Raw genomic sequence first — 22,498 nt, 5'->3', positions numbered from 1 at the left:
ACTTACGGCGAAGGCTACGGAAGGCACTTGGGGACCTGGAGTGAGTACTCAAGAACCTCCCGGCGCAGTGGGGCGTGGAACGGTCGGAAGGCTGTCCTGGGAACTGGAGAGATCCCCCTCGACCCCGGAAGTGCGGTTCGGGAGTGTGGCCCCGCAGAGCCGAACGGGAGGTGAGGGAGGTTCTGTATTCCTAGTTTGCGTAGGATCGTCGTTATGAGTGGTGAGACTGACCTGCAGAAGCTGCTGAGTGGTATGAGTCCCGAGCTGAGGCCGGGCCGCTATGTTTTCACTGTCGTCGAGGCCGGTATCCCGCCAGGTCTCACGCCCGTCGTCACGGTCGCCGAGCAGGAGGGTCTGACTCTGGTCCTGCGGCTTGAGGACGCCGATGCGGCAGGGCTCGCTTATGACTACGTGGCGGCCTGGATCACGCTGCGCGTCCATTCCGCCCTGGATGCCGTCGGACTCACTGCCGCTGTTGCCCAGGAGCTCGCTGCGGCGGGCCTGAGCTGCAACGTCGTGGCCGGTTTCCATCACGACCACCTTTTCATTCCCTACGAGCGCGCGGCCGAGGCAGTCGTGTTGCTGGAAGGCCTCGTGCAACGGTCCGTCTGACCTCCGCAACCGGCCTGGTCACAGCCATTCGTTGATAGCCGCGACGAGAACGGTCGCTTCGTATCGGACGGCGAGTTTCTCGTACCGGATGGCGACCGCCCGGTGTGTCCCTCCCCTGAAGGGCGAACTCGTCGATCCCCAGTACCCGGGGCACCGGCCGCTCGGGCAGGGGGATGCGCAGGAGACAGGTCAGCATGGTGGCCCAGCTGAGCACCTGGTGCAGGTGCAGAAGTAACCGGGCGCCGGCCGTGCCCGCCAGGGCGCGGGCCACCGCCTCAACGACGGCCCGCAGGGCCGGGGTCCGGCGCTGGTAGCGCAGCGTCAGGCCCGCGACTTGCTCGGCGAACGTCGGCTTCGCACAGTCCGGGTTCTCGCAGTACATCCGCCGCACCGACAGGTCGATCATCACCGGACGGCCACCGACGGCCTCGCCCGCGACATGCCGCACATACTGGCTGTGCTCCCAGCTCGACACCCGCCCGCACCCGGACAGGAAACCGGGACGTCGGTATGCGTCCGTGCCGTGATCCATACCAGATTCTCGCCGGCCACAACCGTCTCGACCCGCACCGTGGCCAACTGCGGCAGCAGGTCCTCCAGCTCGATGGCACACGCTGCCAGCGTGCCACCGTCAACACCCCCGCACCACAGGCCAGTTCACGCGATCAACGGCTACGAAAAATGTTGGAAGAGCCTGATTCCTGATAGACCCGCCGAATCTAACGAACTACCGGTAACCCTGTCGGGAGCATGCTGGGGGCACGGAGGTGGTGTCACGCGGCGAGCCTCGCCGTGGGTGATCCTCGTTCACGTGCCGGGTGTCGCTGGGGGGAGTTGGCTACGACGTGCCGGTGGCCAGTCCTGCGTTGTGGGCGAAGATCGCAGCCTGCACCCGGTTGGCGGCACCCAGCTTGGACAGGATGCGGCTGACATGGCCTTTGACGGTTCCCTCGCCCAGGAACATCCGAGCGCCGATCTCCGTATTCGACAGGCCCTGCGCCAGCAGGGTGAGTACCTTCGTCTCGCGTGCGGTCAGCTCGCCGAGCCTGGCCTGTTGGTCGTGGGTGATGGAGGGCACGCGGTCGGCGAATGCGGTGATCAGTCGTCGAGTCACGGCGGGGGACAGCAGGGCGTTGCCGTCCATGACGATGCGCACCGCTTCGAGGAGTTCGGTCGGTGCGCTGTCCTTGAGGAGGAAGCCCACCGCCCCCGAGCGCAGCGCCTCGGCCACATACTCGTCCAAGCCGAACGTGGTCAGCATAACGACCCGCGGCGGGACTGCCACCGGGAGCGCGCAGATCTCCCGGGTCGCGGCCAGCCCGTCCAGGCGCGGCATCCGAATGTCCATGAAGATCACATCCGGCATCAGGCGTCGGGCCTGCTCGACGCCTGCCTGGCCGTCGGCGGCCTCGGCCAGTACCTCGATGTCCGGCGCCGACTCCAGGATGGTCCGCAATCCCCGGCGCACGATCGCATCGTCGTCGACCACCATCACCTTCACCAACGCGACCACCTCGATCCGCTACGCGCTTCGCTCACCAGTACACACCTCAATCGCTCTGGATGGTGGAGCCCAGCCGGTGTCGCGCCATACCTGCCCGCAATGGACGCCGAGCCGCCCCGGAACGACCTGAGTAGGGTCGGAGACTGGCGCGGTGGCCGCGCCTGTGAAGGCTCGCCCTCCAGCCCCGACCTCACTGTGTTCAGGCTGGCGCCTTTGTCCGGTTCAGGTCGGCGGTGACGGCCTGGCACCCGTCCAGGGTCCCGTACGCGAGGATGGCGCACAACGGACCACTTCGTCGGCGGCTGGCCGGCGGAGCGGTCGCGACGCGCTCCCCAGGTACGACTATGCGGTGACAGCCCAGGTGCCTGCCGGGCTCGTGGCTCAGCGGGGCACCCTATCTCCCAGGCTGTGAAAATCCGCCCGACAGAGCCTTGGCGGGCTGCGCTCGTCAGCGCGCCGCTGTCGGGGGCGCCGTCCCAGAGGGCTCGGCTGTTGGCATGGACGCTGCTTGTGGGCGATGGCCGGGGTGGACGTCATGGCTGGTCGGTGGTGGGTAGGAACACGGTGGACTGCGTGCGGTGGACGGGCATGTGGGCCTGGACCAGGAAACCGCCTCCGGGTTGGTCGGATGCGTAGAACGTGCCGCCCATCACGCGCAGGCGTTCAGCCAGGCCCAGCAAGCCGTGTCCGCCCGAGGGCAGGTCGGTGCGCGCGGCGGTGGCGGCCGGCCCGTTGGCAATCTGGACGTGCACGGCCTCTTCCCGGCACTCCACCTCGGCAGTGACCGCAGCGCCCGGTGCGTGTTTCAGTGCGTTGGTCAGGGATTCCTGGACCACCCGGTACACAGTCAACTGGGTCGCGGCCGGCAGGTCCTCGAGCTGGCCGGTCAACGCCAGTCGCACGTCCATCCCCAAGTGGCGGCAGTCAGCGACCATCACGTCCAGGTCTGCGGCAGCGGGCATGGGCTCCAGCGGCCCGTCACTGCCGGATTGGCCAGCCGTCAAAACGCCCAGGACCTCACGCAGTTCCTGCAGTGCCTGAACCCCAGTGCGCCGGATACGCTCGGCCTCCGCACGCACCCAGTGCGGACCACGGTCCGCACTGACCCCAAGGGCGCCGGCGGTCAGCACGACATGGCTGACCCGGTGAGCAACCACATCGTGCAGCTCCCCGGCGATACGGGTGCGCTCGTCCGCACGCACCCGCTCGCCGATCAGGACCTGCTCCCTCTCCAACGCGGCCGCGCGCTCGCGCACACTGGCGTTCAACTGCTGCTGAGTGGCCGCGAACAGGCCGGTCAACAGCGGGGCCGCCACGAACGGCACACCGTGGACCAGATCCAAGCCCCGCCCGCCGGGCGCAGCGGCCCACAACTCCGACACCAGCGCCGCAACGGCGATCACCCCCAGCACCACGGACCGTGAACGCAGGCGCGAGCCGACGGTGTACAGCGCGACGATCAACGCAGCTGGCGCGTAGCACAGCACGTTCCCCACCAGGACAATCCACGTCACCGTCAACGGCCAGCGGCGTCGAGACACCACCACCAACCCCAGCAGCCCCGCAACCGTGGCCGCCCACTGCGAGTGGCCAGTGAGCAAGCCATTGCGGGCCAGCACGAGTGAATCAGCCACCCCATACGCCGCCACAGACGCCGCGACAGCGACATCAACGAGTGACAGGCGCGCACACAGGGAGGGCACCGACCACCGCTTCCCGAAACCAGCAAAGATCACATATGGACAATATGTGATGTAAGCGGCTATTTGATGGCCAAGCATGCACCGCCATGCAGAGCTGCCCCAGTCCTCCGCGTAGTCGGGGTGCCCTTCCTGTGCAGAATGCGGCCCGCCTGGGAGCTTTCGTAACCTTCAGGAAGCACCCTCGGAGCCGGACGCATTCCGGCTCCGAGGACCAGGAAGGTACGGTGAAGCGTCTTGAGGCGGGGCGGGGATGGTAGGCCCTACTCGGCCCGAATGGATCGCTTCCCCAGAAGGGTCTACCGGATGCCGCCGGATAGCACACGATGTGCTTGATGCCAAGGGTCCCGAGGTAGCCGATGCTCGTTTCCTTGGAATTTGGGCACCGTCGATCTTGCACTGCCGCTGCACAGTTCCGGACTGTCTCGACCAACAGCACGGCACCGGCCTGGGAGACCACTCCACGACCGCCGCCCCGACACGCACACACGGAACAGCAGCAATCCGCTACCGGTCCGGTCTCGGCGCTGGTTGGAGCCCCGCGTCGTACACGATCAGAGCGACCTGGACCCGGTTGGTCACATCCAGCTTGGCCAGGATGCTCGACACATGTGCTTTGACGGTCGGCACGCTCATGTAGAGGTTAGCGGCGATCTCGGCGTTGGTACGGCCCTGACCGATGGCGAGCGCGACGTCGTACTCGCGCGTGGCCAGGCGCTGCAGAAGGGTGCGTGCCGCCGCCCGGGAGTCGGTGGGCTCGGGCGGCGGTGCGGCCACCCGAGCGATGAGCTGCTGCGTGACGGCGGGCGACAGGACCGGTTCGCCGGCCGCCACGCGGCGCACAGCGGCCACGATGTCCGCCGGCGGGGTGTCCTTCAACAGGAATCCGGCAGCTCCGGCGTGGAGTGCCCGTACGACGTAGTCATCCGGGTTGAACGTCGTGAGGATCACGATAACGGGAGGACGAGGTGAGGACCGCAAGGCCACGGTGGCGGCCAGTCCGTCCATGACGGGCATCCGGATGTCGAGCAGGACAACATGGGGGGCGTGCTGCCGGACCAGCTCGATGGCCTGTTCGCCGTCGGTGGCCTCCGCCACGATGGTGATGTCGTCAACGCTGCCGAACATCAGCCGCAGCCCCATCCGTACCAGCGGATCGTCGTCGGCGAGGAGAACACGGATCATGGCGACCACGGGAGCCAGGCCTGGACGAGGTAGTCCCCGCCGTTCGGACCGTGCCGCAGCTGCCCGCCGGCCAGCGAGGTGCGTTCGGATAGGCCAATCAGTCCCCGCCCGGAGCCCGGGATGGCCAGCGCGGACTGCACGCGCTGCGCCGGGACCGGATTGCGGACGATGACGTCGACGCCGCTGCCTGGCTCGCCGCTCACTTCGACGCGGACGCCGGATCCCGGAGCGTGCTTGCGGGCATTGGTCAGGGCCTCCTGGACGATCCGGTACGCAGTGCGGCCCGCGAGTGCCGGGACCGCTCCAGGGTTCTCGACCCGCACGTCCAGTTGGAGACGCATGCCGGCGGCGCGGGACTCCCGCGCGAGCCGGCCGAGGTCTGCCAGGACGGGCTGGGGCGCCTCTGCCGGCCGCTCGGTGCGCTCGTCACCGGCGGCTGATTCGTCCGCTGGTGTCTGCAGAACGCCGATGACCATGCGCAGGTCCCCCAGAGCCTGGTGGGCGTTCTCCCGGATCACACCCGCCGCCTGCCCGACGTCAGCCAGGTCGGGCGACTTGTTGAACTCCAGCGCTCCCGCGTGGACGCTCAACAGCGACAGCCGGTGCGCCAGTACATCGTGCATCTCGCGCGCGATGTCCTCGCGGGCCCGCTGCTGGGCCTCCAGCTCCCGCCGGGCCGATTCCGCTTCGGCCTGCCGCGCCCGCTCGGTCAGCGACACGACGAGCAACCTGCGCGAGCGGACGAACAGGCCCCAGCCGATGGCGAGAGCCACCAGGGTCCAGGCGATGAGCAGCCCGCCCAGGATGGAGAGCCCGTCCTGAGGCGACGCGTGGAGCAGCGTGGCGAGCGGTACGGGCAGAGCGGCCCCGGCCGCGACCCATGCAGTGGCACGTACCGAGCGCAGCGACGCAACAGTGAAGAGGGCCACCATCGCCGAGACCGTGACGGCCGACGACAGGAACCCGAGCCCCAGGGTGATCACGACGACAACGAGCGGAAAGCGGCGCCGCCCCCACAGTGCGAGAGCTCCGCACACTCCAAGAACCGGCCCCGGGGCAAGAACCATCGGCCCCGGGCTGGGAGTGACGAACGCGATCAGTTCCTCCACCGGGTACAGCAGCCTTGCACTCACCGGCAACTGCGGAAACATGAGCAGCGGATTGCTGCGCGCCATGGCCAGCGCCACCGACAGGCCGGCGCTGAAGAGCACGACGGCGAGGTCGATGAACCGCTCGCGAGAGATGCGGGAGATTCGGGACATGAGGTCACAGATTACGTGACACAAATTCGATCAAATGCTGCATTCGTTCCTTCGTCACAAGAACACAAACTTTGGTTACCCGGCACCCGCACAAGGTCGGGTCTGCTATCAACCTTGCGCCGATGTCTCCGACCGGATGCCCCTCCTAGCGTCGACGCCATGAAGACCGACCTGAAACTGCCGACCATGCTCCTCGGCGTACTCTCCGTGCTGCTGATCACCCGCGGCGGGATGCCACTGGTCCGCACCGTGCTCGACCGCCTCGCGCTGAACATCTACCTGCCGTACTGGACGCTCAACGTGCTCCTGGTCCTGCTGGGCGCGGGCCTCGCAATGCTCGCCGTACGACGGGCCCGGTACGGGCGATGAGCGGAACGGACCACCCCGACGTCCCCGCGGTGCGCGCCGTCGGCCTTGGCCGCCACTACCGGCGCGGCTGGGCCTTGAAGGACTGCACTTTTCAGATTCCCGCTGGCCGGGTCTGCGCCCTGGTCGGCCCCAACGGCGCCGGCAAGAGCACCCTGCTGTCCCTGGCCGCCGATCTCCTCACCCCCACCGCCGGCTCGATCCAGGTGTTCGGGGCGCCGCCCCGCGACCCCGCAGCCCGCCACTCGACCGCGTTCCTCAGCCAAGACAAACCGCTCTACCGAGGCTTCCGGGTTGCCGAGATCCTGCGCATGGGCCGCGAGATGAACCCCACCTGGGACCAGGCCACCGCCGAGCGCGTCATCTCTACAGGGAACATCCCCATCAGTGCGCGAGTCGGCTCGCTCTCAGGCGGCCAGCGCACCCGGGTCGCCCTCGCCCTCACCTTCGGCAAGCGCCCCCGCCTGCTGATGCTGGACGAGCCCATGGCCGACCTGGACCCGCTGGCACGCTACGAGATGGCACAACTCCTGACCACGGAGGCGGCCGCGCACGGCACCACCGTGCTCCTGTCTTCGCACGTCGTCTCCGAGCTGGAGGACATCTGCAACTTCCTGCTCGTGATCGGTTCCGGCCGGGTCCGCCTCGCTGGCGGAATCGACGAACTCCGCGCCGCCCACCAGGCCGACGGCGCCCAACCCTCCTCGCTGGAACAGCTCCTCATGACCTATCTGCGTGCCCCCGGCCTGCCGACGTTGATCACTACGGCCGCCCGTCCCACCTCGGCGCGGGAGACAGTGTGAGGGGCGTGACCTGGCTGGTCTGGCGCCAGCACCGCACCGCTTTCTGGACCGTCTCGGCCGGGACCGCCGCCCTTGTGGGCTACTGCCTCCTCGGCCGGTACGGCGCGGCGGACGCCATCGCTCAGCAATTGAACGGATGTACTGGCCCGGTCGCTGAGCTGTCCCGGCACTGCGCGGAGGCCGTGCCCGCATTCCAACAGGAGCACCAGAGTCCGCTGCGGACGCCGCTACGAGCCCTGGTCTTGCTCCCGTTGGTCGTCGGCGCGTTCCTCGGCGCGACCCTGTTCGCCCAGGAGTTGGAGTCCGGCACCTATCGCACCGCACTGTCCCAGTCAGTGACACGGACACGCTGGTTCCTGGCGAAGCTCGCCGTTCCCACCGTCATAACGGTGCTGTTCAGCGGCTTGATCACTGCCGCCGCGACCTGGTGGTGGCACACGGTCTCAGTCCCGCTCGGCAGCGCCCTTCCCTGGTACCGCTGGATGCCGTACGACGCCATTGGGCCAGCCCCGGTCGCCAAGACGCTCCTGATGCTGATGATCGGGGTCGCCTGCGGCCTGCTGATCCGGCGCACGGTAGCGGCCATGGGCGCGACGGTGCTGCTCGGAGCCGGTCTTCTGTTCACGCTGGAGAACGTACGTGGCGCGCTGTGGCCGGCCGCCTTCGCCCAGCACCAAGACGCCGCCACGCAGGCCGCGCCGGACGGGGCCTGGGTACTCGGCCAAGGTCTGCTCACGTCCTCCGGGCAGCGCGTCGGGCAGGTTGACGAGTGCTTCGCAGCCGACAACTACCAACAGTGCCTGACGCAGCACGGGGTGACGGGACAGTGGGCGGAGTACCACCCGACGTCCCACCTGTGGCCGCTGCAGTGGATGGAGACGGGCGTCTGTCTGGCGGCCGCCGCAGCGCTGGGGATCTTCTGCTTCTGGTGGACTCGCCGTCGGCTCACCTGAAGATCCAGTGCGGGCACGCCCAGGACACGCTCTCACCGGGCGTCTCGTTTCGTGCTGAGGTGACTGGAGTTGTGCTCGATAGTTCCTTGCCCCTGGACAAGGGTTCGTCCAGCTGAGGGGCGGTGCCGGGGGCGGGTCGTGGTGGTGTCTCCTGCGGGTGGCCTCGCGTCATTGGCTGACGACGGCCATCCGCTGGAGGTTGTAGGCGAAGATCCCGAGTCCGGCCCAGGTTCTGGGCGCCGGTCAGGCGGCGCAGGCGGGTGCGGCGGAAGCCGAAGCTGCGCTTGAGATGGCTGATCCGGGCTTCGATGCCAACTCGCCAGTTACGCATGCGCCGGAAGTGGCGGCTGCTTTCGTACGCACGGCGAGCTCTTCCCAACGTGCCCTTGCGCTGGAGGCCGATCCGCCGGACGCCGAGTTCGGCCAGGGCCCGGTCGTCGGCCGCGGTGCCGAAGCCGCGGTCGGCAACCACGGTTGCCGGCACCCGGCCTGTCCGCGCGGTCACCCGCTCGACCGCGGGGACCAACTGCGGCGCGTCGGCCGGGTTCCCGCGCTGGACCTGGTGGTCGACGACGAAGCCACGTTCGTCCTCGCCACCAGCGCGGTATAGCCGAACTGGGTCGGGTGCTGGGGGCCCTCGCGGATCGGCCGGGCGTCGGGGTCGGCCAACGAGACCAGCCGGTCGGGAATCGTGCGGATGCCCGCCAGCCGCAGTCTGGTCTGCTCCAGCAGACGCCGGGTGCCAGCCACGGTTTCGGCCAGCTCGCCGAGCAGGTGCGTGAGCCGTCCCGACGGCCGGTTGCCCAGCACGCGGCGAGCGTTGCGTTCCACAGCGACCACGTCCCGCAGCGTCGCGCGGGCGATGGCGGCGACCTCACCGGTGAGCCGGTCGATCTCGCCCAGCCACGGCGGTGCATCGGGCCCGGCGCGTAGACACTGGTGAGCAGTACGGCGCCGTCCGCTCCGATCTGTTCGGCGTACTCGGTGCGGGCCTGCTTGCCTTGGGGAGCCGGCAGTCCTCGATCCGGCGCTGGTACCGGGTGGAACCAATCGTCCGGTGCCCACGAGATCAGCCAGTCCGGAGCGGCACCGGCCAGGGCGTTCAGCGCGGCCCGCAGGGTTTCCCCGACCATCTCCAGCCGGTTCAGGGTCCGGAGACGTGGGTGGAGTCGGTCGCTGTCGCGCCGGGCGTTTGAGTAGGTCCTTCTCCCGCAGCCGGTCAAGTACCGCATCCAGAACGCGCTCGTGCCGGTCGTCGGCCACCAGGCGGTCGCGGAACTCGCTGAGCAGCGAGTAGTCGAAGCCCGGATCGGTCAGTTCCAGCCCCAGCAACAGCTTCCAGTCGATCCGGCCACGGACCGACGCCGCTGCCTGGCGGTCCGACAGCCCTTGCAGGAACTGCAGCACCGAGACCACCACGAGCTGGCCGGGCGGCCACGCAGGTTGGCCCCGGGGAAGGGCCGTCGAAAAAGGACCTCACCCAGAGGCACCTCGCCGCGCGGCCTACCCAACTGCCTGGCTGGGCCGCTGCCGAAGGCTCTCCAAGGACTGCGAGTACCTGGCCGCCACCCAGGAGAACGCGATCTACCTGGCTACGGTCATGCTCCTGCTGCACCGCGCCGCCGAAGCCCTGCCCTGACCGGGGGGCCTCAGACGCCCACTGAGGTTTTCTCAGCAAGTGAGTGCATTGGTAGAGGTGTTCGACCTGCGTGACCTCTGAACAGCACGTGAAGCCCCTGGTAGGACGGGACTTGCGACGGTTTCCGCTGTTCCCAGGAGGCTTCACTGGAATCTCATGGTGCCATGCCCGACGTTCCTCGTCCCGTGGCTGAGTTCGTCGCCCGCCTCCTGGCCGCACACCGACAGGCCATCGGGACCCGGCGTGGGACGCGGGTGCTGGGCCCGTTCCGCAAGGCCGTGTTCATACTGCGCTGGTTCCGCGACCACACATGTGTGCACTGTCTCGCCCGGGATGCCGGCATCTCCCAGGCCACCGGCTACCGCTACCTTCACGAAGGCATCGACGTCCTGGCGGCCCGGGCGCCAGACCTTGCCGAGATCCTGGAGCGCTGCCTGCATGAGGGTGTGCCGTTCGTGGTTCTGGACGGCACCCTCGTCCGCTGCGACCGCGTGGCCGGGGAGACCGAACGCGGCACCGATCTCTGGTACCCGATCCGGATCAAGCACTTCGCCGGGAACGTGCAATTCCTCGCCGCCCCCGACGGCACACCCCTATGGGTCTCCGACGTCGAAGCCGGCAGCACCCATGACCTGTCCGCCGCCCGCCTCCACGCGCTTCCCGCCCTCTACCACGCTGCCGTCCACGGCCTGCCCACCCTGGCCGACATCGCCTACCTCGGCGCCGGCGCAGGCATCCACGTTCCCTTCCGCGAACACCGACCTGCCCGGCGGCCTCGGCCCCAACAACCAGACCTACAACAAACTCCCGCGCGGACTCCGCTTCCCCGGCGAACGCCCCATGGCCATATTGAAACAGCGCTGGCGCACACTCCAGCACGTCACACTCAGCCCGAACCGGACCGACGCCATCGCCCAGGCGGCCCTCGTCCACAACAACGCCCGGCAGTGATCCCTGAGAAAACCTCACTAATCACCCTTTGGATACTCCATGTCAGCTCCTGGATAGGACTGTGCATACCGGAGACAGCGATACTGAGGCTTTGTACGACCCGATACAGGGCATGTCCCGATCACAGCGGCAGTTGCTGAGATCCTGTGGTTGTGGTCTGCACACTGTCAGGAGAAGACACTTGCCCCTTCAGGCGAGTGCCACCGCTCATGCCAAGCGGCAGGCACACAGGAAATCCAACCGACAGCACCGACGCAAAGCTGCTCAACAGGTCGCCCAAACCCAAATGGCGACGACACCTGCGCTCAGGAAGTGGGCGGGCCAGCCGTCCCGGAGCCTCAAAGACACGTCTGCGGCATTTGGGCCCGCATACGGTGGCAACCGGAGAGCTCTGATCGGCGACCTGCTTTCCGATGACCTGAAGACCCGCACCAATGCCACGTACGTCCGCAAGGCCCTCAACATCCTCGGACACTCTGGATACGAGGGGCAGTTGTGGGCCTACGACCCCATGGCATTCGGCGGGGGTGGCCGGGCTGCCATCGTCGTCGGCGATCTGGAGAACGCCGCGTATGTCGCCTTCTGCGTCCCTGGCACAGGGCACAGCCTCGCAACACTGCCCTGGTGTGCAGAGGGAGCACGCAGCCTCCACCAAGAGTGCTTGGAGGGCAATCCCGAAGCGAACGTGGCCGTTGTGTACTGGATGGGATACCAGCCCCCTTCCCTTGTCCCCCAGGCCGGTCTGGCATCCTACGCAGAGGAGGGAGAGAAGCTTCTGAGACGCGACCTTGATGAGTTGAAGCAGGGCTGGAACCAGAGCGCCTCACGCCGCCGGCTCAACCTGCCTGCTCCGCGACTGACCGTCAGCGGCCACAGCTATGGCAGCGCGACCGTGGGGCTGGCCGCCACCCGTCAAGAAGGATTCGCCGACTCGCTCATCCTCCTCGGAAGCCCCGGCTCGTACGCCGACCACGCCGCCGATCTCAAGGTTGGCACCAATAACGTCTTCGTCGGCGCATCCAATATGGACGCGGTGACCTACCTCCAGAGGTTCGGAACCGACCCCGCCCACCGCGCATTCGGCGCGACTCGCTTCCGTGCCGACTACACCGGTCCGGATCGCAACATGATTTCCGAACACAGCCACTACTACGACGCCGGTAGCGAGTCCGTTCACAACATCGCACAGATCGTCATGGGCCAGCCGCAAAACCTCATACACCAGAATCACCGAACCCGCCCCTCAGTCGCTTACGCCATGCAGTACGCTATGAACAATCTCACCCACGCCATAGCCCAAGAAGCCCACCACTGGACCGAAACTGCCAGACTCTGGCTATAGACCCGTCCTGAAGAGAAAACGGTAAGCCTGGTCTGGGTAGGTCATTGACGTCGCGTCATATAGCCCAGGTGTAGCCACAACTACGGAACGTTCAACCGGGGCTCGGCCCAGGGCCAGGCAGGGCTTCGGCGTAGTCACGTGACATCCTGTGCGTGACGATCTGTCAGCTCGGTGGTGGGTGCCCCGGAACGTGACAGGCACGGCTTCCAAGATCATGGAGTTCTCAACGCCCCGTGATTTGAGTGGAAGAACGTGCCTGTCGACGCATCATCGCTAATCCCTCCTGCACTTGACCAGCTCCGCGAGCATCCCGAGGCCGTATCCAACGAGGTTCCGCGCCTGCTGGAGCGGCTGGCCGAGGTGCCCGACCCGCGAGACCCACGCGGCGTATGGCACGCTCTGTTTGCCGTGCTCGCGCTGACCGCGTGCGCAGTTCTGGCGGGAGCGACCTCTCTGCTGGCAGTCAGCGAGTGGATCACCGACGCTCCGCCGCGCGTCCTGGAACGCCTCGGCATACGTCTCGACCGCTGTTCCCAAAGCGGCTCCTTGACCCGCACCGCGATCCGTAAACAAGCGGTCATCGCCGACGGGGGCAACGGCACGCCGGACAAAACCGCCGCCCCACGCCTGCTTCACACCCACGGTCATCGTCGGCTGGCCACCGGCGCAGGCCGGAGACCAGCACTTCTGTCCGCCCGCGAGCCCGTGGAGCTTGCTTGAGCCGGTTGCTCGGAAATCGGGCACGGCCGGTTCTGAGGGGGGACCGCAGCAATGCAGTGGTCCTACCCGACGAGCGATGGTTCGGACTCCTCACCGACCAGCGGATACGCCGCGGAGTCCACAAGAGCATCCAGGCACTGGAGAAGGACATCCGCGCCTGGACCAAGAACTGGAACGAGGACCCCAGGCCATTCGTCTGGACGAAGACTGCCGACAAGCTCCTCTAACGACTCGCCGCATATCTTGATCGAATTCCCGGCGCAGGACACTACGGGCGCGCCGCACCGCGTTTGCGGCGCCGGTTGGTGCGTGCCCGTGAGCCCTGCGCCACCGCAGGACGTCCCCGCAGGGCTCGCCGCCCCCGGGGCCGCGTCCCGTCCGCCGGGCGGGACGCGCAGCCTAGCCGGACCCTGATCTGCGCGCCGCCGAGCATGGAGCTGCCGATGCCGACATCCCCTCCGGTCGACTCGGCCAGGCGGCGCACGATGTCGAGCCCGAGGCCGGTCGAACCCTGCTGGGCCCCGTCGTTGCCGCGGAGCAGCGCCCGGTCGGGATCGGGAATGCCCTCGCCCGCGTCCGAGACCAGGAGGATGACCATGCCGTCTCCCCGGTGGACGTCCACCGCGAAGGCGGTGCCCACCGGGGTGTGTCGGAAGATGTTGCCCAGCATCGCGTCCAGCGCGGCCGTCAACTCGGCTCGGGACACAGGTAGATGGATCGGCTCCGACACGCCTGCCAAGTGCGCCTCCCGGCCCTCGTCCTCGGCCAGTGCCGACCAGAAGTCCATCCGCTCGCGGATCACTTCCGCAAGATCACAGCCGCCGCTCTCGCTCCCGGCGCTCTGGGTTGGGGGGCGCTGCTCGCGGGCGGTACGAATGATCGTGTCAACCTCGTGCTCCAGCTGTTCGACGGCGGCGCGGGTCTGCTCGGCGGCTTGTCCTTGCCCCAGGGACGCCGCGTTGAGGCGGAGCACTGTCAGCGGCGTCCGCAGCCGGTGGGACAGGTCGGCCGCCAGCTCCCGCTCGGCGGCAAGCAGTTGTAGGACCTGGTCGGCCATGGAGTTGAACGCCATTGCCGCCGCGCGGAGTTCGGCCGGTCCCGTTTCCGGCACCCGTGTCTCCAGATGCCCCTCCCCCAGTTCATGCGCGGCGCGCGCGAGGCGCTCGGCCGGCCTCACCATGCGGACACCGAGCCGGTCGGCAACGGCCACCGAACCGACCACCAGGGCTGCCGCTACACCGGCGAGCACCAGCCAGGCGGTGCCCACGCCCGCCGTGACCTCCGCCGTCGGGACGAACACTTCGACCACGGCCATCCGGCCGGTTCCCAGGGCCGTTGGTTGGAGCACGACCCAGCCGCCTGGGACGGCGGCCCGTGCCACCTGCCCGTGGGCTTGAGCGGTCTCCACGTCCCCGGCACGTGCCCGGCTGGTTCCCAACTCCCATCCCGTACCGTCCGGCGCGGCCGGATCGCGTGGCATATGGACAGCCATCCACTCCTGTGCGCCGGCCTGGGTGGAGGCGAGGGCCTTGCCGAGTTGTTGCCGGTCCGTGGTGATGGAGAGGGCAGGTCCGATCGTGGCTGCCTGCCGCTCGGCGTTGGTGAAGGCCCGGTCACGGGCCATCTGCTGGACGACGGCGCCGAGGGGCACCGCGAACGCCGCCACCACCATCACGGTCACCGTCAGGCATATCCGGACCAGCGCCCACCTCATGCGCTGTGGGCCATCGTCTCGGGGTCTCTCGCCGTGCCCGGGGACTCGAGTTTGATGCCGACCCCCCGGATGGTGTGCAGGTAGCGCGGCCGCGCGGCCGTTTCACCGAGCTTGCGGCGCAGCCAGGACAAGTGGACATCGATCGTCTGGTCGTCGCCGTAGGACTGCTGCCACACTTCGGAGAGCAGGGTGCGGCGGGATACGACAATGCCGGGCCGTTTGGCGAGGAATGCCAGCAAGTCGAACTCGCGGCGGCTGAGTTCCAGCGGCTGGTCGCCCAGGGCTGCCTTCCGGCGCAACGGGTCAATGCACAGGTCATTTACACGGATGAGGCCCGTGGGATCCCGCTGGTCGGGGGTGCCCATCCGGGCCCTGCGCAGGACGGCCGCCAGGCGGGCGGAGAGCTGCTCCACCGAGAATGGTTTAGTCAAGTAGTCGTCGGCGCCGGTGTTGAGCAGCCGTATGATCTCGACCTCGTCGTCCCGCGCGGTTGCGATGATCACAGGAATGTCGGTGATACCGCGCATCATCTTCAAAACCTCCGACCCGTCGAGGTCGGGAAGCCCCAGGTCGAGAATAACGACGTCCAGGTCTTGCGAGGAGACTTCCCGCAGCGCCTCAAGCGCTGTGCCAACGCTGCGGACCGTGTGATGCGCATCGGACAGATGCCGAATAAGAGCGGAGCGCACCGACGGATCGTCTTCGACTACGAGCACACTTGCCATGGCCAAAAGTGTATGTCATGGCCGACCGGCCCCCTCGGGAACGTCATTCAGTACAGCGGCGCAAGCCACCGGTCAATTTCCCAATTCACCATTTGGGGATCCTCCTTTGGCATCCCAGATGCAGCCCCGATAGCCTGAAGAAATGCAACGAGCGTTCGTGCGAGGAACGGTCTGGCTCCTGGCCATGGGGACCGTCGTGATCCTGCCGTGGTGGGGCATACACGACGTGATGTCCAGCGCCCAAGATCCACCACAGGCTCTGCCCATCACTGCGGAGCAGTCTCCCCCTGGCGCCTCGCCTGCCCCCACTCCTCTGTCAGCCGGATCGACTTCGCCCTCCCCCGCCCGCGACGCACCACCGTCACCGTCCAACAGCCCGTCGGCCCGCGCCCCACAGAGCGGGACACCAGGTCAGCCCGCGCACCAATCCCCCAGGAGCAAAGGCTCCCCCAGCTCCAGCGCATCCGAGCCGAGTACTCCAGCCAGCAGCATCAAGGCCTATACCGTCACCGGAGGCCGCGTCGTCTTCGACTTGGGCGCCACCTCCGCCTCGCTGGTCAGCGCGACGCCGTCGTCCGACTGGCAGATGCAGTCCTGGAACCAGGGCAAGTGGATCCGGGTGACGTTCACCAAAGGAGCTCGGGAGAGCTCGGTCTTTTGCACGTGGCACGACCACGCGCCCACGGTCGAGACCCAGGACAGCTGAGAGGGCTGCGCCCCCTGGCCCGGCTGCCACTCAGGTAATCCGCAGACGTCTGGCCCCGAATATACTCGCGCAGCCCGCACCTACTCACGGATTTGTCCCACCCGCACCACAGGCGTCGTTGGACCGCCAGACCGGCCCGCCTTGCTGGAGCGCAGTGCCGCGAGCGCTCTGCGGTAGCCGGCGGACGGCTCCGGACCGGTGGGTGCGTCGTCGCGGTTGTCCGCCGCCTCAGCGGGCCCCGCAGCGTCGGCGGATCCCGGTACCAGGACACGGATCCTCCGGATCGCCGCTCTGCCCAACTCCGTGTTGATCCGCTCGACTAGCCGATCCGCGGTGAGGCGCACCTGCACCGCATAGGCCTGCGAATCAGGCAGCAGGTCCAGTCGCCCCTCGTCGATGGCGAAGCACACCGCTGCGACGTGCCGGGCGAGTTCAGGGGCGGAGACAGGCCATTGGTCCAGCACGGTGTTCTCGGGCAGCGCGGTGTCCCAGGCCCGCTCAGCCACCACGGCCGCGACGACTGTGCCCAGTGCGTAAGGATCCCGCCCACCCTCTCTTCGCGACGACCGCGCTCTGTTCACCATCCGGGCTCCCTGTTCCCTGCCCCCACGGGCGGCTTCGCGCGCCGCCTGGAGCGCCATGCGCGCCAGGTCGGTCCCACCCTGCCAGGACGGCCCAACATCCTGCCCACCTGTGCCGCGTGGGCGACCGCCGATGTCCCTCACCTCGGCCCCGAACGCTGGCCGCCAAGGAGCATGTGCGTCGTTCCGGTGGAAAGCTGTACGGCACGGTGGACCAGCGCGCTGCCGTACAACTCCTCGGCGGCTTCGTGCCCCCAGGCTTCGACGGCTGAGCGGACCAGTGTGGTCTCCCCCCGCATGAACTCGCCGCGGGCGGTGTCTCTCAGGGCCTTCAGATCCGCGGCGGACAGCGCTGGGCCCTCCGTCGGCATGAGTGCCTGCGAGGGGATCCGGGGCGGTCGCGGTATGAGTGCTGCGGCGACCATCCGCTGCACCGCCCGGTTTCGCGGGCCGCTTGGGACCACGGCCCATTGCCGATGGCGCCGTTCGGCTGCGGTGCGGGAGTCACGCCAGTCCTCCACAGCCGCAGCGCGCTTGGCCGGCGTGTCCAGTATCCGTTCCGCTCCATCGAGGAGTACCGCCAGCAGCCCGGACGGGCGCCGAACTGTGTCCGCCTCACCGCGCGAGTGCAGCCAGGCCCGTACCTCCGCAACAGTCCATCCCGCGTCGGCCACGTGCCGCACAATCCAGGCGATCCGTGGCGCCCGGCTCCGGGCGAGCCAGTCCACCTGCCGGATGAGTTCGCCTGCCAGCTGGTAGCGGCGGCCGACTCTGTTGAGCGTCCGCGGTGCCCTGCGACCAGATCGCTGGGGGGATGCGAAGGTGTCGGGCCCGCTTGCGAGTTCGCTCTCAGGGGGCAGGAGAGAACTATCCGCACGAGACAAACTGCAGATACCAACCCCCATTGGGGTGCAACGGGAGGTGCGCGCGACGGCGGTTTTACGCCGGGCTCGGCGGCCGGAGCCCACTCGGCCAGGGGCCTTGCTCGCGGCCTTGCGGGCCAAGGCCGCTATGAGGGCACGTCCGTGCCCGGCAATGCCGACAATTCGCCGCCTGGTTCCCTCGCCCTCAGTCCGGATCCCGAGAGTGCGATCGAAGCTCGCTGGAATGACTCGGGTGAACTCACTGGCCCGCGCACCCTCGGCGCGGACTCGTGTGCCTCGCTGTACGTATGCCAACAGCCCGGCCTGCCGCAGCAGTTGGAGGTGGTACTGGATGGTTCGCTCGCTCACTCCGAGCCGTCGCTCCAGGTAGGAGACGCCGGGACGACAGGGCGAAAGACGGGTGAGTTCGCGCGCGACCCGGATGGTGGTTGCCCCGAAGGCGGGGCCATGCGATCGCTGCGGTCGGTCCAGGCCGCAGCCGGCGACCCAGTGAACGGCCTGCATCCAGGAGTAGCCGTCCGATGCGATGCGGCCCGTGGTCGTCGACAGCCACTGTCCGGCCTCAGGCACCCAGAGTGTGGTCGGTTCCTCGTGCGCCGACGCGCTCACAGGCTTGCTCCACGGGCGCGGGCAGCTGTGTCGGCAGAAAGATCGAACTGGAAAAAGGCATGGCTGTAGTGCAAGATAAACGAAGCCTTCTAGGATATCGAGGGCATGGCGAAGCCCTCGTGGACGCTCCTCGGGTGCTCGGCAGGAAGCGGAAAGCTGAACCGTCCGAATCCGGTGTGAACCGGTCGGACAATTCCTTCAGAGGGGCTGCGAATCCCTCCGGAGTCATTGGGACATCCCTTGAGGTGACTGCGAATCACTTCAGTCAAGGCATGTCCCCAGCGGCTCAGCCGCCCTATGGCCTATGTCATCTCACACCCCCGAGGGTGTACGGGACGGCATAGGCCATCTGTCTGCGCTGGCGCGCAATTCGGCACATGTCTTACCCCTGCGACCTGGACTGAGTGCCTCGGCGCCGCCGGGCGGCCATGGCATCAGGCAGTTCTGAGATCCAGAGTCCGACCGGGATACGAAAGGCAGACCGCCGACTTAGGTACTTGAGGTCGAATGCCGCGCGCTCCTCCGGTGCCGCGATGAGGTGCACGGAGTCTTCCAAGACCCAGAGCGCGGTCTCTGGGGTTGTAGATGTGTCGGATGCGGCCTGGCGCGCTGCCTCGACGGCCGCTTGCTGCCACAGTTCGAGATCCTGCCGAGCGCTTCGGGGGCGACGGGTCCCTGGCCACACGATCTGCGACACGAAGGCGTAGACGCGGAGCGCGACGATGTCCTCCTCGAAATGAGGCTCGCTCAGCACGCCCTGGTCTCTGGCCTTCCATGCCCAGGACTCGCTGAGCCTGGCAGCGGCGGCAACAGCGCTGATACTGAGCTTCTCACTGAGCAGGAACACGAGGGACTTCTCCCACATAAGTCGACGGAACGTTGCGCGCATCATATTAGCGCAGCAAAAGGACTGGATTCTCGCGTCACTAGACGACAGACCCCTCCCGGGGAATCCTCTCGGAGCCACCCCAGAGTTCTACGGGAGAATCGCTGCAACTGGCACGGATACGGTCTAATGCCACAAGGATAGAAAGGTGGCTGAAGAGATCACATGATGGATCGATAGATTCGTTGCTAGCTGCAATGACGCAGCCATCTGAATATCCATCGTTGCAGCCGCAGTAAAAGCCTGGGAACTTTATTTTCAGCGATGCCGACACTCCGGCCGTGCCAGAGGGCCCTGTGCGTCGAGGGCGTCCAGGAAGGCCTCGACGCCAGCGGAGACTACCCGGGTGCCTCGACGCCCGTAGTCGGCTTCCTGCAATATGACCTTGAGGCTGGAGGCAACCCGATAAGCGGCCTCCCCGACCCGATAGGTGGAGGGCTGGGTCTTCTCGGAATTCCACAGCTGGCCCGCGCCGAAATCCTCGGCCATGCTGATGAGCTCGGACACTTGCCCAGGCATGTGCCGCAGGGCGGCGTCGACGTAGTGACCGAACGCCAAATTCACGTTGCCAGTCTGACGCCGGTCAGCATTCACCCTGCTTTTGAGGCGGGCCAGGACGTCCGGAGCGATGCGGAATCCGTGCGACTTCCACTTCGCTGACGAGAGCTTGGCATCGGCGAAGCTCTCATGCACCGCAGTGTGCGCCCACGCACCCCCACCAGAGAGCTGCCCAGAACCCGCCGGTCCCCCCGCATTTCGCACACCGGGCGGCTCTGAGACTCCGCCATCGTCACTCAATTCTGCGGATCGGAGAAATTCTGGTCCGACCGCCTGGCCCCCCGCGCCAAGGAACGATCGATCGGCCACATCGTCCGCTCCGGCGAGCAGGTCCTGCACCAGAGAGGCGTCAGCCACGCGGAAGTGGGGCGGAATGCGCCGTTTAGCGCCTCGCGCCTGCGAGTGCCGAGCTTCCTCAGCCACCCAGCATCTCCCCATCGATCCGCCTGGGGGTTTCCCACTCCTCCTGCGCCTGCCGCATCCGAGTCAGCACCTGATGCATCAGTTCGCCGTACATTCTACCGGGGGCGTGGCTGGCGAAGCGGACGACAGCCGGGACGCCGAACGCAAAGGAGTCGCTGATGCGGTTGTCCAGGCGTATGTCGGCCCGGAAGGGTGCAAGGTCCGCGTCGAGCATCCCATTGCGCACGTTCACCTCTTGCATCCTCCACCCGGATGGTGGATTCGAGCGATTGACGATTGCGCCCAGGTACCGGGGGTCGCACTCCCCGCCCGTGCGGTCCTTCACATACCGCACGGTGCCTCGGGTCGCTGCCGCACCCTTCAGCGACGGGTACTCGGGCACGCACACCGTGAGCGCGTAGTCGGCGGCCGCCAAGGCCGTCGCCGACATCGAAGAGACCGCGGGCGGCGTGTCGATAACCACGAAGTCGAACTCGGAGGCCCCCTCCACGAGCATGCGGCGCAGGACCGGCGTGGCCTGGTAGCCCCGCTTGTGGATCAGATCCTGGGCTGCCGTCATCGTCGATTCTTCACAAGCCAGCAGGTGGAGAGAGCCCGACCCCTCGAATTCAGCGACCAGTTCACTCCGGTCGAACCAGATGGATGCCAGGCTCATCCTCATCCCCTGGAGCCGGCCTTGAATGACCCAGCCAAGCGAGCGGGGTAGCTGGTCCTCGCTGGAGAGGTTGAGTCCAAGGGCGGTGCCCGCCTGCGCCTGCGGGTCGAGGTCCACAATCAGAACGCGCTGCCCAGCCAGGGCCAGCGCTGCTCCAAGGTTGACGGTGGTGCTGGTCTTGCCGACGCCTCCCTTCTGCGTCGCAACAGCAATGATCTTCATGAGGCGCCCTCGAATGCAATGACGCCGCTCCCCGGCTCTCGTGTCACGAGAGCGATTCCGGAGCAACGGCAGCCGACCACGGCTCGAATCCCGGGGTGCAGCGACAGAAGTTGCACTGACTATCCGCCGTTCTTCAGAGTGGCGCGGGAATGACAGGCAGGACATTAACAACCCGACGAGGAGCACATCAGCCCCGCACGGACGCTCCTCGGATGGGCAATCTCCCTGGCCAGATGGGGGGCGCTGCGCGAAAGCACAACCGAACGATGACAACCGATTCGCCGATGGTCCAGAAAATATCGGCCAAAGGAAATAAATCATGATGTCCGGGAGAGGGCGTTGGGCCCTTGACAGCATCATCCGAGAGACGGCACTCATTCCCCGATGGCCCATCGGCCCAAAGGGCAGGACCAATTACCCGTGCGTCAGTCCATTCCATGGCAGGACACTGTCCTCAACGTCACGCACCTACATGCCACTCGGAGGATGGACATTGTCTACGCGCCACACCGCCGCACCCAGCCGGCGGAGACGGGCGACTGCCGAGGGGGCCGGTCCGCGCTATCAGAGCATCGCCGAAGCCATCCAGGGCACGCGTGCATCCACGCCTCAGGCCACGGAGATTGCGCGCCTGTACGGGGTCTCTCTCACTACCGCCCAATTCGTCCGGCGCGCCCTGCACACCCGTAGGCGCTCCCCGGTCCTCCAAAGCGCTGGCGGACTCAGAGGTACCGAGAACACAAAGTGGCCGCCCTGGCGGCGCGTAGCCGACGACCTCGGCGACCGAATCCGCGCGGGTCTGCCGCAGGACCGTCTACCCAACCGTGCCCAGCTCGCCACCGAGTACGGAGTGAGCGCCACAACGATCAACAAAGCCGTCAATCTTCTAACGGAGCAAGGACTACTCTCACCCCGCCCTGTACGCGGGAGTGCCATGGCACTCCCGCGTACAGGCAGAACACCAACACCATGAGGGGCCCGTCAGCAAACCTCATTCATCCGGTTCCGCTGCGGTGAAAGAGGCTGGTCAGCTGGGGGCACATGGCGTAGAGCACGTCCCATGGCTCATCTACACGCGAAGGCATGAACTGGGCTCGCGCTGACGGAGGTTGGGACGCTTCAAACACTCTCTTCTGGCACTCGCCCATCTTCGCAAGAATGGCTACGCCGGTGGTAACTGGGTCGTCGCAGCCATCGCAAGAACGAGACGCTGGCCTAGGTCGCAGCAGGGTTTGGGGTCTCGCAAGCCACAGCGTGGCGGCATGTGAACGAGACAGTTGAGGTGCTGGCCGAGTGGGCCCCGGGCCTGCGGGAGGCACGTGGGTCTGGGCGAGGGCGGCTTCGTCATCGTCGACGGCACCCTGATCCCCATCGACCGCATCAAGGCGGACGAGCCCCACTACTCTCAAAAGCGCGGAATCGTAGGCGGCAGAGCAACCGGCGACTGCCCAACCACCCCATCCAGATGCCATAGCGACTGTTTGCCAAAGTACCCCCG

The 22,498-nt window shown here is 67.2% G+C and carries 18 protein-coding genes and 5 pseudogenes; 10 read left to right on the top strand and 13 right to left on the bottom strand.

Annotated elements, in window-relative coordinates:
* Positions 1–213: 213 nt before the first annotated feature.
* A complete protein-coding gene (locus ACIQ8J_RS28460) occupies positions 214–612 on the top strand; it encodes an ACT domain-containing protein (RefSeq protein ID WP_403277024.1) in 399 nt (132 codons plus the stop codon).
* Between the two features lie 838 nt (positions 613–1,450).
* On the opposite strand, the gene ACIQ8J_RS28455 is transcribed toward ACIQ8J_RS28460, so the two are convergent.
* The 4 genes from ACIQ8J_RS28455 to ACIQ8J_RS28440 form a co-directional block, all read right to left on the bottom strand.
* Entirely contained in the window at positions 1,451–2,113 is a 663-nt protein-coding gene (locus tag ACIQ8J_RS28455) for a response regulator (protein WP_403607974.1), read from the bottom strand.
* A 536-nt stretch (positions 2,114–2,649) separates the two neighbouring features.
* Complete coding sequence (locus ACIQ8J_RS28450; RefSeq protein WP_403277029.1) at positions 2,650–3,735, bottom strand: sensor histidine kinase; 1,086 nt, start codon at positions 3,733–3,735, stop codon at positions 2,650–2,652.
* A gap of 588 nt (positions 3,736–4,323) precedes the next feature.
* Positions 4,324–5,001: a response regulator gene (locus ACIQ8J_RS28445; protein WP_403277032.1), complete on the bottom strand. Its 678-nt coding sequence runs from the start codon at positions 4,999–5,001 to the stop codon at positions 4,324–4,326.
* Positions 4,998–6,263, bottom strand: a complete 1,266-nt coding sequence (locus ACIQ8J_RS28440) for a sensor histidine kinase (RefSeq protein WP_403277035.1) — start codon at positions 6,261–6,263, stop codon at positions 4,998–5,000. The genes ACIQ8J_RS28445 and ACIQ8J_RS28440 overlap by 4 nt, the downstream gene beginning before the upstream one ends.
* 159 nt (positions 6,264–6,422) lie before the next feature.
* Between ACIQ8J_RS28440 and ACIQ8J_RS28435 the strand changes: the two genes are divergently transcribed.
* Genes ACIQ8J_RS28435 through ACIQ8J_RS28425 form a run of 3 tightly spaced genes read left to right on the top strand, consistent with a single transcriptional unit; the run spans position 6,423 to position 8,385 of the window.
* Positions 6,423–6,632, top strand: coding sequence for a hypothetical protein (locus ACIQ8J_RS28435; protein ID WP_403277037.1), 210 nt, complete (start codon positions 6,423–6,425; stop codon positions 6,630–6,632).
* Complete coding sequence (locus ACIQ8J_RS28430; RefSeq protein WP_403277040.1) at positions 6,629–7,432, top strand: ABC transporter ATP-binding protein; 804 nt, start codon at positions 6,629–6,631, stop codon at positions 7,430–7,432. Before ACIQ8J_RS28435 ends, ACIQ8J_RS28430 begins: the two co-directional genes overlap by 4 nt.
* Before the next feature lie 5 nt (positions 7,433–7,437).
* On the top strand, positions 7,438–8,385 hold the full coding sequence (locus tag ACIQ8J_RS28425) for an ABC transporter permease subunit (RefSeq protein ID WP_403277043.1): 948 nt from the start codon (positions 7,438–7,440) through the stop codon (positions 8,383–8,385).
* 168 nt (positions 8,386–8,553) lie between these two features.
* Here ACIQ8J_RS28425 and ACIQ8J_RS28420 read toward each other — a convergent pair.
* Positions 8,554–9,441, bottom strand: a pseudogene (locus ACIQ8J_RS28420) (transposase); the annotation flags it as partial.
* Between the two features lie 183 nt (positions 9,442–9,624).
* Positions 9,625–9,822 (bottom strand): annotated as a pseudogene (locus ACIQ8J_RS28415) (transposase); the annotation flags it as partial.
* Positions 9,823–10,188: 366 nt separating this feature from the next.
* Here ACIQ8J_RS28415 and ACIQ8J_RS28410 point away from each other — a divergent pair.
* The 4 genes and pseudogenes from ACIQ8J_RS28410 to ACIQ8J_RS28395 all read left to right on the top strand — a co-directional run.
* Positions 10,189–10,975: pseudogene (locus ACIQ8J_RS28410) on the top strand (transposase family protein).
* A 286-nt stretch (positions 10,976–11,261) separates the two neighbouring features.
* Positions 11,262–12,317 carry an alpha/beta hydrolase gene (locus ACIQ8J_RS28405; RefSeq protein WP_403277046.1) on the top strand — a complete coding sequence of 352 codons (1,056 nt, stop codon included), beginning with the start codon at positions 11,262–11,264 and terminating at the stop codon, positions 12,315–12,317.
* 252 nt (positions 12,318–12,569) lie between these two features.
* Entirely contained in the window at positions 12,570–13,037 is a 468-nt protein-coding gene (locus ACIQ8J_RS28400; RefSeq protein WP_403277048.1) for a transposase family protein, read from the top strand.
* 71 nt (positions 13,038–13,108) lie between these two features.
* Positions 13,109–13,264: pseudogene (locus ACIQ8J_RS28395) on the top strand (IS630 family transposase); the annotation flags it as partial.
* A 41-nt stretch (positions 13,265–13,305) separates the two neighbouring features.
* On the opposite strand, the gene ACIQ8J_RS28390 reads toward ACIQ8J_RS28395, so the two are convergent.
* The 7 genes from ACIQ8J_RS28390 to ACIQ8J_RS28360 form a co-directional block, all read right to left on the bottom strand.
* Positions 13,306–14,751 carry a sensor histidine kinase gene (locus ACIQ8J_RS28390; RefSeq protein WP_403277050.1) on the bottom strand — a complete coding sequence of 482 codons (1,446 nt, stop codon included), beginning with the start codon at positions 14,749–14,751 and terminating at the stop codon, positions 13,306–13,308.
* Positions 14,748–15,476, bottom strand: a complete 729-nt coding sequence (locus ACIQ8J_RS28385; RefSeq protein ID WP_403277053.1) for a response regulator transcription factor — start codon at positions 15,474–15,476, stop codon at positions 14,748–14,750. The genes ACIQ8J_RS28390 and ACIQ8J_RS28385 overlap by 4 nt, the downstream gene beginning before the upstream one ends.
* Before the next feature lie 498 nt (positions 15,477–15,974).
* Positions 15,975–16,106: a hypothetical protein gene (locus ACIQ8J_RS28380; protein WP_403607968.1), complete on the bottom strand. Its 132-nt coding sequence runs from the start codon at positions 16,104–16,106 to the stop codon at positions 15,975–15,977.
* Positions 16,107–16,262: 156 nt separating this feature from the next.
* Positions 16,263–16,766, bottom strand: coding sequence for a DciA family protein (locus ACIQ8J_RS28375; RefSeq protein ID WP_403607966.1), 504 nt, complete (start codon positions 16,764–16,766; stop codon positions 16,263–16,265).
* 1,872 nt (positions 16,767–18,638) lie between these two features.
* On the bottom strand, positions 18,639–19,103 hold the full coding sequence (locus tag ACIQ8J_RS28370) for a hypothetical protein (RefSeq protein ID WP_403277059.1): 465 nt from the start codon (positions 19,101–19,103) through the stop codon (positions 18,639–18,641).
* Positions 19,104–19,400: 297 nt separating this feature from the next.
* On the bottom strand, positions 19,401–19,835 hold the full coding sequence (locus ACIQ8J_RS28365) for a hypothetical protein (protein ID WP_403277061.1): 435 nt from the start codon (positions 19,833–19,835) through the stop codon (positions 19,401–19,403).
* A 280-nt stretch (positions 19,836–20,115) separates the two neighbouring features.
* Positions 20,116–21,000 carry a ParA family protein gene (locus ACIQ8J_RS28360; RefSeq protein WP_403277064.1) on the bottom strand — a complete coding sequence of 295 codons (885 nt, stop codon included), beginning with the start codon at positions 20,998–21,000 and terminating at the stop codon, positions 20,116–20,118.
* A gap of 319 nt (positions 21,001–21,319) precedes the next feature.
* Between ACIQ8J_RS28360 and ACIQ8J_RS28355 the strand changes: the two genes are divergently transcribed.
* Together ACIQ8J_RS28355 and ACIQ8J_RS28350 are read left to right on the top strand one after the other, a co-directional pair.
* Entirely contained in the window at positions 21,320–21,973 is a 654-nt protein-coding gene (locus ACIQ8J_RS28355) for a winged helix-turn-helix domain-containing protein (protein ID WP_403607964.1), read from the top strand.
* Positions 21,974–22,013: 40 nt separating this feature from the next.
* Positions 22,014–22,412 (top strand): annotated as a pseudogene (locus ACIQ8J_RS28350) (hypothetical protein); the annotation flags it as partial.
* Positions 22,413–22,498 lie beyond the last annotated feature (86 nt).

The organism is Streptomyces sp. NPDC094147 (assembly GCF_044764265.1).
Classification (GTDB): Bacteria; Actinomycetota; Actinomycetes; order Streptomycetales; family Streptomycetaceae; genus Streptomyces.
The sequence above is the reverse complement of the archived record's forward strand: the minus strand, read 5'-3'. Positions and strand labels throughout refer to the sequence as shown.